This window comes from Prevotella brunnea (assembly GCF_008016795.1).
GTDB lineage: Bacteria > Bacteroidota > Bacteroidia > Bacteroidales > Bacteroidaceae > Prevotella > Prevotella brunnea.
On record NZ_SDIK01000059.1, the window covers coordinates 1 to 12,655 of the forward strand.

Below are 12,655 nucleotides of genomic sequence, written 5' to 3' on the forward strand. Positions count from 1 at the left end.
ACGCAACAGTGCCTATTTCACGTATATGGACTTCCCGGCCCAAGTGCAGAGGTGCATATATACGACCAACTGGATTGAAAGGCTCAACAGGAAGTACAGGAGAACCATCCAAATGAGAACATCCATGCCATCAGAAAAGTCCGTCATCTTCCTCCTGGCAGCCGTGGCGATGGAGGAAACAAAGACGACATATGAAAGGAGAATATATCAATTCAAGAACTGGAAAGAAAAGAATAAAATAACAGTGGAAGTACAGAGAAAGGAAAGATGAATTACACACTTTTAAGGACACTACCCCTGATGACGTTTCTTGGGTTTATTTAAGTGTTATTACCAATGGATTTGCCATCCGTCTCACAAAATTCCCCTACTTTTGCATAAATCTTTTTCACTTATGCCTAAACGATATTTTGCAGTTTTCCTCTTTCTGCTGTCGATGCTTTACGGTTTCGCCCAAGAAGTATTGGTGTGCGATGGGCTTACAAGGTTTCCCCTGCGCGATGTGGAAATATTTGCTGACGGCGAACCAATGGGAAAAACCAATTATTTGGGGCTCATGCAACTGCCTGATAGTTTTAAGACTGCAACCTTTCAGCGCAAAGGTTTCCACAGCGAAAAGCTGACAAGGCAAGAAATTTTTACAGACACGGTGTTCCTTTTCCCCACCGAACACTATATGGACGAGGTTGTGGTAACAGCCAAACAGATTGTTTCCGGAAAAGAACTCTTGAAACGTATGCCCAAGAGGGATATCCTTGAAGCGACACCTCGCCATGACATCACCGAGTTCGATATCGGATTGATGCTTGATAAACGGTTGAGGCGCGATAAAAAGCATGTGGAACAAGTCCGAAAGATATTCGACAAGTTGGATGGGCTGGACGTTGACGACCCTGTTATAAGAGAATACAACAGAACGAGGAAAGAAAAAAACGATGAAAAAGCAAAGAGCGCAAATCGGCATTAATGATTTGCGCCCTTTTCCTTATATAACGGATGGTCGGAGCTTAAGCTTCCACCTTTTGTTGCTTGTTGTTGCGATGTTTCACCTTAAACTTGTCGAAGCCTTCACCGAACACTCCCATCACCTGACTTTGCGTAACGAAAGCGTGAGGGTCGATATCGTCTATCATTCTATAAAGCAACCCTGCCTCGCGCTGACGAGTTACGACAATAACTACTTTCGTGCATTTTCCGGTATAATACCCCTGTGCATCAATGATGGTACAACCGCGATGCGGAGGAGTGGAAGAAATCATGTCGCAAATCTCTTTGTAGCGCTCGGAAATGATAAGAAACTGCACGGAACGACGCCCGGCATTCACTACCTGATCCAGCACCATGGCGGTGATGACCAAACATACATAACCATAAATCACCTGTTCCCAGCTCCGAAGCACCAAGTAGCTCAGCGTTACGATAGTCATATCGACAAGAATGATGACGCGTCCCAAGGAAATATCACGATACTTGTGAACAATGGCTGCCACAATATCCGATCCGCCTGAGCTTCCGTTATACGACAAGCAGAAACCCAAGCCCAAACCACAGAAGATGGCACCAATGAGCGCAGTCATGAAAGGCTGATCGTGAAGAATGGTAGGGTTGGGCACAAACTCTCTCAACAAGCCCGTAACCATTGTCAGGACAAGCACTCCATAGATAGTCTTGATACAGAAGCGCAAACCCAATGTTTTCAACGCGGCTGTCAGTAACAAGGCGTTCATTACAAAATAAGTAACCGTAACCGGTGTTCCGGTTCCCCAAAAGATTATGGACGACAATCCTGCAACGCCACCATTACCTATATGGTTGGGCAAAAGAAAGATAGTCCATCCAACACCATAAGACAAGCATCCCAGTGCTATCATGAAATAATCTAACACCTCTCTGTAAAGAGCTTTTCTCGTAATTTTCATCTCCATAACAAGACTGTTTTAATTTATGTGCAAAGTTAGATATTAAAATGGAAACAAGACAAATGTTTTTATCTTTTTTTCAGTTTATAACCAACTTCTCATTCTTTCTCAAGTATTGATTTATAACCTATTAGACAAAAAACAAAAAATGAGGCAATCGCCCCATCACCTCATTTTCTGTTATTTCATGTCAAATTGTAAGCAACTTCGGCATTATTGATTCCCATTATTGAATTTCCTTGCTTATTTCGCTTTCGTTTCACTTTTATCGGATTTCGCAACAGGTATCGGCGCAAGCAAATCACGATATCGCTCGGGTTGGCTCAACAGTTTGACTGCTTCTTTCCATTGCTTGTCGAACTGTAAGCTGTTCTCTATGGAGCCACGTTGGAAGTAATAAGCTGAAACCAAATCTGCCGTCAGCAGTTGCTTCAAGGTTTGTTTGTTGTAATCCAAGTCTTTTGCCAGATTATGACTCAACTTCTTGTCAAGGGCATCAAACTCCGCCTTTGCATCCTCGTAATAACCTTCAAACTTTGCGAGCTTCACCAATCCCTCCATGAACTTCTTACTTTCTCTATCATACTTAAATCCACTCTTGAGCACCATTTGCTTGAAGTCCTCATAGTCGGCATCGGTTATCATGAAGTTTCTTGCCGGTGCGATGGTGGGATGTTTCTTTATGTATTTCAATTCCCAATTGAGCATCACTTCCGTAGAATCTCTTCCCGTGGAAGCCAGATAAAAGGCAATGTTTGGCAGCGAGTCGGGCAACACTTCTATATCGGGCTTTATGCCACCGCCATCCCTCACTTCGCGACCATTGGCGGTATGGAACAATCGTGTCAGCGAATCGGGCACATGTTCAATGTATCCCCCATTGGCATGTTTGTAGTTGATGGCTTGTATGCATCGTCCGCTGGGAATATAATATTTGCCTGTTGTCAGTTTCAAATTACCATTGTAAGGCAAGTCCATGGGAGCTTGCACCAATCCTTTTCCATAGGTTCGCGTACCAAGGATAACGGCGCGGTCGAGGTCTTGCAAGCTACCACTGGTTATCTCGCTCGAACTTGCCGTTTCACCATTCACCAATACCACGATGGGCATCAAGGTGTCGATGGGTTCAACTTTGGTTTTATACTCTTTGTTGGCTGGTTGTAATTTTCCTACCGTCTTCACCAATGTCAAGCCCTTTGGAACAAACATGTTCACGATGTCTATTGCTTCTTGCAAACTGCCACCGCCATTGTTTCTGAGGTCGAAGACCAGCGACTTCATTCCCTCTCGTTTCATTGCCAAAAATGCCCTGCGAACGTCTTTGGCACAATTTGTGGTGAAAGAGTTCAGGTTCAAGTAGCCAATGCCGTTCTCCTGCAATCCGTAATAGGGCACGGAAGGCATCTGAATGGTTCGACGCGTGAGTTTGAATTTCATGACTTTTTCGGTGGTAGGTCGCCGCACCTTCAGCACAAATCGCGTACCGGCATCTCCCCGAAGATGCTCGCTGACATAGGCAACCGGCTTTCCCGTCATGATGGAATCGTCGATGGAGAGAATTATATCGCCTTTTCTCAGTCCAACTTCTGCGGCGGGCATATTCTCGTATCGCTCATCAATCACGGCATTGCCCAAAGCCAGATTGTAACGAATCAAGGCTCCGATGCCTGCGTACTTTCCCGATATCATCAAGTCGAGATCTTTCACATTCTCCTCCGGATAATACACGGTGTAAGGGTCGAGCGAACGCAACATGGCTTTAATGCCGTTTCCTATCACCTCATCGGCATCAAGTGTATCGACATACATCATATCGAGGTATTTATAGATGGAAGAGAAGGTTTCCAAGTTCTTTGCCACCTTAAAGTTATGATCTTTTTCGGCAATCGTCTGTGCTGCCACGCTCGATCCGAAAGCACTCATCCACAACACGAATGCCAATAATATGCTTTTTCTCATAGTTCCGAATGTTTGGAATAATATTGCTTCCGCGCCGGTTTTGCCAACGAAGCGCGAGAGTGATAATTGAATTGTGTATTGCAAAATTACGTCATTATAATGGAATAACGAACAAGGCATGGGATTTTTTACAAAAAATTACGGAATGCTCACGACAACCACTCGCCCCTTCACGGCAAACGCACCGGAGAGAAGCACAGCATCGTGGCACTCTATGGGCTTGCCGTTCACCGTAACGGGCTCCAAGGCAAACAATAAGGTTCTCCCTGTCGAACTTTCGTAATGTTCATCGCTCGTTACCTTTACGCTAACAGGCAATTCCGCACGAAAGATAACGTTGAAGTCTATCGCGCCCTTCGAGTTTTCCGACTTTATTGCTTCATCGCCGGAGAAGCGAAAAGGTGCATTGGGCGACAACCGGTATGCCTTGCCATTGCGAAAGAGAGTGAGCGACCCTTTAACAGGCAGAATGTAACGCTGATAACCGGTAAAATCGGAGAAGACGCTCTCGGTAGAATCTATGATGGCAGAGGAAATCCTAATATCGAAATCGCGAGCGTTGAGACTACTGCTCTCAGGATTTATATAAAGCTCGCGAGTGATACCGCCTTTCCAAGTATTGGTTTTATAATCTGATTGATGGATTATTTTCATGGGAAAAATGATGGTTTGTATTGAGAAGAATAATTATTTACGCATTGCAAACTTACACAAAATAAATGATATAAAGGCATAAAAGACTCACATTTTAAACTCATCCCGACTTGAGTTCATTCTTTCTTATTCATCTGCTGATATTAACAAAACTGCATCTATGTCATGGGCTTTTCTACTACAGATTTTCATGCTCTGATAAGAGAAACTACATATAACCTCAAATCAATCATTAAGAATTCACGGTGTTGTATGGCAGTGGGAAGTCCTTTATCTTTTACCAATGGTGTCTTAATCAACATGAAATTATATTACAAAAACAACATTTGAGACACACCTCGTAATCTATTGATAATCCGGATAATATGAATTGAGATTTAAAAGCTTAGCTTTTGCGCCATAATTCATGACCTTTTGCAGTGCAAAAGCTAAGCTATTGCAAAGCAGGTTGTAGGTAACTGACAGTCAGTAGATAAATTTCTAACTTCCGATTTGATTTTTTACCTCTCGGTATGCCACAATGGCGGTCAGGCAAAAAGTGGCATGAGACTTCGGAAAGCGAAGAATTCATGCCACTTTGCTTTTTCTGTTGTTCATTATTTGGTCTTCATGGCACGCGTGGCGTTGATAACTGCCAACACCATAACCCCCACGTCGGCAAAAACAGCCATGCTCATGGTGGCTAATCCAACGGTTGAAAGGATAAGCACCGCAGCTTTTACGCCGATCGTGAATACTGTGTTTTGGCGGGCAATGTTCTTGGTTCGACGCGAGATTTTGATGGCGTTGGCTATCTTCGACGGACTGTCATCCATCAAAACCACATCTGCAGCCTCTATTGCTGCATCGCTTCCCAGTCCACCCATGGCAATTCCCACATCGGCGCGCGCCAAGACGGGTGCGTCGTTGATGCCATCGCCAACGAAAGCCAAAGTGCGTGCTGTTGGTTTCTCTGCCAAAAGTCGCTCCACGTGGCTCACCTTATCATTGGGGAGCAGCTCGGCGTGGAAGCTGTCTATGTCGAGTTGTTTCGAAATGCGACCTGCCACTTCTTTGCGGTCGCCGGTCAGCATGACGGTCTTCTCCACACCCAGCGCTTTCAGGGATGATATGGCTTGTGCGGCATCGGCTTTCACTCGGTCGGAGATAACGATGTGTCCTTCATAAACCCCATTCACCGCTACATGAACAACGGTACCCATGTGTGTTTGGCACTGCTCACAATGCGCGAGTGTGGCCCCAATGGATGCCATCATGCGTTCGTTGCCCACGCAAACGGTTTTTCCGTTCACTTCTGCGCGTATGCCTTGACCGGCAAGCTCTGTGGTGTTCTCGATGACACAATTGTCATTCTCCTCTTGAAACGCATTGCGAAGCGCGGTGGCAATAGGGTGGGTGGAATAGCGTTCCACGTGGGCAGCAAGATGAAGTAACTCTCTTTCCGATAGTTCGTTGGGATGTATGGCAACCACCTCGAAGACACCCCGAGTGAGCGTTCCGGTTTTATCGAATACCACCGTACCCACTTTCGACAAACTTTCCATGTAGTTGCCTCCCTTGATGAGGATGCCGGCATGCCCGGCACCACCTATTCCGCAGAAGAACGTGAGTGGGATGGAGATGACAAGTGCACAGGGGCAACTCACAATCAGGAAGGTGAGGGCGCGATAGAGCCAGATAGAGAATGCCGTTTCGTAGGAGGTGTAAAATAAGGGCGGAAGAAAAGCCACTGCCACCGCTGACAGAACGACGATGGGGGTATAAACCTTGGCAAAACGGCGAATGAACGATTCGCTTTTCGACTTGTTTTCACTCGATTGTTCGACAAGCCGAATAATCTTTGTGGCTGTTGATTCGCTGAAAGGTTTCTCTACCTTGATTTTCAGCAGTCCGGAAACATTGATGCAGCCCGACACTACACTGTCGCCCGTTGCCACGTCGCGAGGTGTGCTCTCACCGGTCAGTGCCACGGTGTTGAGGCTGGATGTTCCTTCCGTAATGATGCCGTCCAATGGTATTTTTTCTCCCGGTCTCACGAGCACGGTCTCACCAATCATAACCTTTGCAGGGTCGATTGTAGTTTCTTTTCCGTTGCGCACGACGATTGCCGTGTCCGGACAGATGTCCATGAGGTCGGAGATAGACTTTCTGGTCTTGTCCTCTGCATAATCCTCGAACATCTCTCCAATTTGGAAAAAGAGCATGATGAACACCGCTTCTGCAAACTGTGGCTCGGAATTGGGGAGAAAACCAATGAGGAGCGCGCCCAATGTGGCAACCGACATCAGGAAGTCCTCATCAAGAAAGTCGCCTTTTAAAATCTTCTCTCCCGACTCCGATAGGATGTCATAGCTGATAAGAAGGTAAGGTACCAAATAAATGATTAGCATCTGCCATAGGGGCAGGCTCGTGTTAGCATCGATAAGCCATGCCGTAAGAAGCAGCAAGGCTGTTAGTATGATTCTTAGTTTACCTGTCATAATGAATTAAATTATATTTCTTTCGTTTGCAAAGGTAAGAAAAACCTTTTGCAACCGGGTTGCAAAGTTGGTTGTTATTCTGCAATTTACCAACTAAAAGCCATACGCCATAAACTCATGTCAGCACCTGCTCCTGTCCGAACAAAATAAAAAACAAGCATGTTCTTTATTTCTTTTTGGGCTTGGAAACGCAAAATTCCTTCCCCGGAGACATGGGAAGAGTTCTATAATGTCCTAAAATTTCTTCATTCATCTATCAAAAGCTTAGCTTTTGCTTTCCAAAAGGTAAGCTTTTGCAATGCAAAAGGTCATGTATTGGCATGCAAAAGCTAAGCTTTTAAATCCCGATTAATATTATCCTGATTATCAATAGGTTACAAATCGTATCTCGGACGTGGTTTTTGTAATATAATTTCATGTTGATGGTCGGGAGTGAATGTTCACTATCAAGCGTCTGTTTGCCATCACCTGAATATGAATTGGCGTAATGAGTAGATTGGTGCTATCCGGCATTGAAACAAAACACGTCCGGTCTCATGATTTGATACGCCCTTGCGTGAGATTTCAAAAAATCATTCGGGACAGACAACATTGCGAACAGATGCAGGATTTCTCACAGCTATATAACACAGAGAAATACTAATGACTGATTTGGCATAAAAAGAGCTCGATAATGATTATCGAGCTCTTTCGAAAAGTATGGGACTGTACCATTGATGATAACAGCGATCCTTTATGTTATTATTCCCATTTCTGTCTTGAGAAATTTATTTCTTGATGAACTTCAATGTTTGATTGTTCACTTTTACAAGATAAACTCCCTTGCCAAAATTCGATACATTGATGTTGTTGGCACCAACATTCAGGTGGATGCTTTCCTTTGCCGCACCCTGCAAGGTGAAGACGATAGCCGTTGTGGCTTTCGGTGTAACAATGGTTACATTGTCTGTAGCCACTGTCGGGAAGATATTAAGCGACTTCTCTGCCGTCTCAATAGTTCCGATACCATCGGTTATGCCTGCATTGAGGTCGCTGAAGCCAACCGGAATATACATCTTGCCTGTTTCCAACTCATTTATATAATAGGTGTCGCCGTGTTCGTTGGGCAGGTTCGAGTTGTTGTTTGCATCGAATCGGTAAGAGCTGACATAGAAGCTGACCCCATCATACTTGTTGCAAACCTCATTCTGTCCATTGTAGTAAGAGAGGTTGAGTTGATAGTGGGTGGCAGTGAGGTCTTCTTTCTTGATGGTAAATTCTACGTATCCATTGTTATATTTCCCCAGTTCCACAGTTTGTAAAGTCTGTAGTGCCGGTGTCGATGCCGTAGTGCCTCCATACTTGTCTGAAAGGAAGAACTTCACGTTGCCCTTGAAACCGTTTGAGGTATAGAGATTGGCTTTTATCGTGACATCGGCGTTCTTTGAGAGTGTGCAATAACTTGAACCTACATAACGTCCGTTCTGATAGAAATAGGCGGAATTAAGGCTTATGTCTCCGACAGCTTCTTCCGGAGTTGGTTCCGGCTTGTTGTCTGCCACGATGGTAAGTTTGCCTAACACCTTCGTTCCATTGAAATCTATTTCGTTTCCGTTGGAAGCGAGCGTGAGATTGTATGTACCTGCTTTCAGTTCCATGAATGCGGGGGTGTTGGTTGTGAATGCCAGTGTGGCGTCTTTTCCTGCCGGCAACGTAACATTGCCTCCCGAAATGATAGTGCCGTTTGCCATTAGGCTAACGTTGCCTGTGAAGTCCTCATCGCCTTTGTTGCTGACAGGGATTCTTATGGTAACAACTTCACCTTCCTTTGTTTGTTTGTCTTCAATAAGGCTGGTAACGATGAGTTTCGCTCCCAATCGCTTGCCGGTGATAGAGATGTTTCCGGCTGTCTCTTCGATGGTTTTCCATTCCCCATTGTCCAAGTAGCCGACGCGCAGTTCGTAATTGCCTGCCTCCATGTTGGCGAAGTTCACCGGGAAGTAAATCGATGATGAACTGTTGCTGCCGATGTAGCTCTTCCAGCTTGTTGTGGCAAGTTCCTTATATTCTGTGCTTCCTTCTTTCTTTCCGTAGAGCTTGAGCATCTCATAGTAGGATGCGTCAGATTTGTTGCTAATGCCAATTTTAACACGTTGGTTGTCTTCCTGCTTGTAAACGGTCTGCTCGGCTGTCTTACTAATGGAGAATTTGTTGTCTGTAACCGGTTTTGGATCTGGCTTCGGGTCGGGGTTAGGCGCACCACCTCCGATGGTGATAGTGCCCGCTGAGGTTTGTATGTCGGTCCATTTGGTGTTGTCTTCAGAGTAAGAAAGGTGCAATTCGTAATTGCCGGCTGCAAAATTCGAGAAATCCACGGTGAAATTGTATAGTCTGTCCTTTCTGCCGCTAATCAGAATATTGTAAGGTGTGGCGTCGAGCAGTTGTCGATTGGTTTCTCCCACTTTGTTGATGTAGAGTCTTATCTTGCCATAAAAACTCTTGGTTCTTTGGTTCTTTATGTTGATGGCAACGTCTTGATAAGCAGCCTTATCGTAGTTCTTCTTGCTTACTTCATCAGCGATGGTGATGGGTTCATAATCACCTGTGCTGGGTTGTAGGAAGCGCAACATTTGCTGTCCGCGCGAAAAGGCTCCCACGCCTCCGCCTATGCCGTGTGTATCCGGTTCGAGCACGGAGATGAGGCTCCAGCAATTCGACATTTGGTTCCATCCCCATTCAACGTGAACGTAATTTTGCTCAGCAAGTCCGTCAATGACGAAGCAATGACCGCCGGCTTCCGATATACCCGCATAGACGATGGGGCCATAGTTGTTCAATTCGTCTTGAACTTCCTTCATCCAGTCGGCTATGTTCTGATAATTGGAACGGAAGATGCACTCCAAGCGTCCGTCGTATCCGAAGTGCTCCACCAGCATGGATGGCGCGTCAGTAAGAAAAGCACCACTACCGCCTGCTGCGGATGGTCCGTAGTTCATGTTTACGCCATATCCCACATCGCGCAAAAGTCTTCCGATGTTGTCTGCCTGCGTAGTGGTAAGCCTTTGTCCGGTAGCCCGATCGTTGCCGTTGGCATCTACAGCCGTTGGCATTTGTGTCCAGTCGTAGCCCGGTTGTTGATCGAAGTTGATTGATAATCTTTGACCTGTTGCTTTCCAAATATAGCTATTGCTGCCCTTGGATTTGGAAGGGTATTCGTGCCACCGCAGCACACTGGAGATGGCGGTTGCCACACAGCCCGATACGGTGGGATATACATAGCCATACCGGTCGGTAACATTGGGGCAATAAGAGTTGAAAGGCCATGCCTGTCCCCAACTGATGGGTTGTGGGCGTTTCTTTGTGCGGTCGGACTTAAAGACCTCCATGAGCGGTTCTATCAGATGCTTCGGCTCTGCGCTTGCTCCGGCAGTCAATGCTTTGTAGGATTTGGAAGGAACATCTTTCAGGTTTTTCTTTGCCCATTCAATCTCCTGTGCATATTGATTGAACATCCAGTGAATGGAAGGATGTTTCTCCACTATTTCCTCGTTCAGGTATCCTTTGTCAGAGTAGGCGAGGATGGTTCTTGTACGTGTGTCTCCTGAGATAACCACAAATCCTTCTTTCTCACCACGGTTGATGATGTAATACAGGTTTTCCTCACCACCGGTGTTGGCTTTTGCCTGATAACTGATGCGAATGTTGCGACTTCCCTTTGCGGTTGTTCCGAAAAATGTGCCGGCAAGTTGCTGGGCTTTCTGCGACCGAATGGGGGCCGCTGAAATAACGCTACTTAGGCATAATGATAATGCCAATAACGTAAATGACTTTTTCATGTTAGTTAGGTTTTTAATTAAAATGAACGAAAGTATTTTACTTTCATGATATTAAACACTTTTTGTCGAATTAGATTTTCGGCGTTAATGTTTGATAAATAGTCTTTCATGTAAATAATTACCTGATGCGATCATCGAGCAGATAAGCTCATGTTTGGAGGCTTGTTAGGTTTCATAATGTCTAAATAGTTTATAAAAAAATCATAGTATGAAGACCGGCTCTTCAAGTCGCTTTTCCGAATTGTCCGAAATGCGCTTTTGAATGTCTTGTACAACAAATTTCGTCCACGAAAATATAAAATATTTAGCAAAATGCAATGATTTTGCAAATAAAAGAAGCAAAATTATACAGAATTTTGCGCAAATAATGGTAAGTAGTAAGTTAATTTTTCAATTACACATTATTATATATAAGCCGCGAGATGTACTTCATTCTTCATGCGATGTTCCCATGAGGAAACAAGAAATGTCTGTTGTGGTGAACATCGGGATGAAAATTGTTCTGAAATTCCGTAACTTTGTAATTTTCTTTTACATCCTTTTTTCTTCATTCTGTGTGGTTTTTCTGTTGTTCTTCTCATTAAACTTTCTCCTTATAAATGGGAAATGTGGTATAAATGGCGATAAAAATTCAGTAATAATCCAAGTTTCATTACCCAAACGAAAGCTTTTGCACCTCGTTTCCTTAGCTTTCGCCTTGCAAAAGCTAAGCTTTTGTGTTCCAAAAGCTAAGCTTTTGCATGGCAGGCATTTAATAGTGTTCTGCGTTTCCTCTGATAATCAGTCGATTAACTTAAATTCTTGTCTTGCGTATATTTCCGCATCAAGGAAGAAGTCTTCGCGAATATGCGATTTATGGAGTGAAAAAGTGTGAACAAAACTCTTAAATTGGTCTTTTTGTCCTCACGAGAAACGAAATAATTGCAATGGGGAATGGCATGAAATGTTTGATAGCTGTTTCGCATAACGCGTCCCATCTAATCAAAAAAGCGATACTCGAAATAGCCTCGATTACCACTTTCAATTCGGATGAGGTGGCATTTGGCTCAGAACCCTGCGTCCCATCTAATTAAAAAAGCGATACTCGAAATAGCTTCGATTACCACTTTCAATTCGGATGAGGTGGCATTTGGCTCAGAACCCTGCGTCCCATCTAATCAAAAAAGCGATACTCGAAATAGCTTCGATTACCGCTTTCAATTCGGATGAGGCGGCATTTGGCTCAGAACCCTGCGTCCCATCTAATTAAAAAAGCGATACTCGAAATAGCTTCGATTACCGCTTTCAATTCGGATGAGGCGGCATTTGGCTCAGAACTCTGCGTCCCATCTAATCAAAAAAGCGATACTCGAAATAGCTTCGATTACCGCTTTAAAGTCGGGATGAGGCGACTCGAACGCCCGACCCCTACGTCCCGAACGTAGTGCGCTACCAACTGCGCTACATCCCGATAGATGCTTTAGAATAAAAGCGAGTGCAAAGGTATGCAAAAAAAAAGATATTCAGAAACTTTTCATCTGTTTTTATTTATATTTGATGAAATACAGTTGAATAATTGTTCTATCGACAACTATGATGAAAGGAACATTCCAAGTCATTTACACCTATATTTTTGTCCGCAAGAATAGGAGGCAACGCCCCCTCACCGGTACATTTCCATAGCGAACAATGCTGATTGGATGCAAGAAAAATAACTTTGGCTTTCCTTTTTGTATCTAATTATTTCCCAAACAAGAATAAACATTTGGTAAAAACTAAGTTTTATTTACCTTTGTATAATCATTCGGTTACGATATTCCGAACTGCTTGGACGGCATCTGCCCAAGCT

Annotated in this window: 7 protein-coding genes and 1 tRNA gene; 2 read left to right on the forward strand and 6 right to left on the reverse strand. The window is 44.3% G+C overall.

Annotated elements, in window-relative coordinates; all coding sequences use genetic code 11:
* Positions 1-271 (forward strand): transposase (locus ETF27_RS08235; RefSeq protein ID WP_193557213.1); only part of this gene is annotated, 271 nt, incomplete at its 5' end.
* Between the two features lie 123 nt (positions 272-394).
* Entirely contained in the window at positions 395-967 is a 573-nt protein-coding gene (locus ETF27_RS08240) for a hypothetical protein (RefSeq protein WP_130830612.1), read from the forward strand.
* A 40-nt stretch (positions 968-1,007) separates the two neighbouring features.
* Here the strand turns inward: ETF27_RS08240 and ETF27_RS08245 are convergent, their stop codons facing one another.
* The 6 genes from ETF27_RS08245 to ETF27_RS08270 all read right to left on the reverse strand — a co-directional run bounded on the left by ETF27_RS08245 (position 1,008) and on the right by ETF27_RS08270 (position 12,277).
* A complete protein-coding gene (locus tag ETF27_RS08245) occupies positions 1,008-1,925 on the reverse strand; it encodes a YitT family protein (RefSeq protein WP_130830611.1) in 918 nt (305 codons plus the stop codon).
* A gap of 237 nt (positions 1,926-2,162) precedes the next feature.
* Entirely contained in the window at positions 2,163-3,878 is a 1,716-nt protein-coding gene (locus ETF27_RS11825) for a S41 family peptidase (RefSeq protein ID WP_130830610.1), read from the reverse strand.
* 138 nt (positions 3,879-4,016) lie between these two features.
* Entirely contained in the window at positions 4,017-4,532 is a 516-nt protein-coding gene (locus tag ETF27_RS08255; protein WP_130830609.1) for a HutD/Ves family protein, read from the reverse strand.
* Positions 4,533-5,128: 596 nt separating this feature from the next.
* Positions 5,129-7,012 (reverse strand): heavy metal translocating P-type ATPase, encoded by a 1,884-nt coding sequence (locus tag ETF27_RS08260; protein ID WP_130830608.1) that lies wholly within the window; start codon positions 7,010-7,012, stop codon positions 5,129-5,131.
* Between the two features lie 767 nt (positions 7,013-7,779).
* Complete coding sequence (locus ETF27_RS08265) at positions 7,780-10,827, reverse strand: C10 family peptidase (RefSeq protein ID WP_130830607.1); 3,048 nt, start codon at positions 10,825-10,827, stop codon at positions 7,780-7,782.
* 1,377 nt (positions 10,828-12,204) lie between these two features.
* Positions 12,205-12,277: transfer RNA gene (locus tag ETF27_RS08270), tRNA-Pro, on the reverse strand.
* Positions 12,278-12,655: the final 378 nt, after the last annotated feature.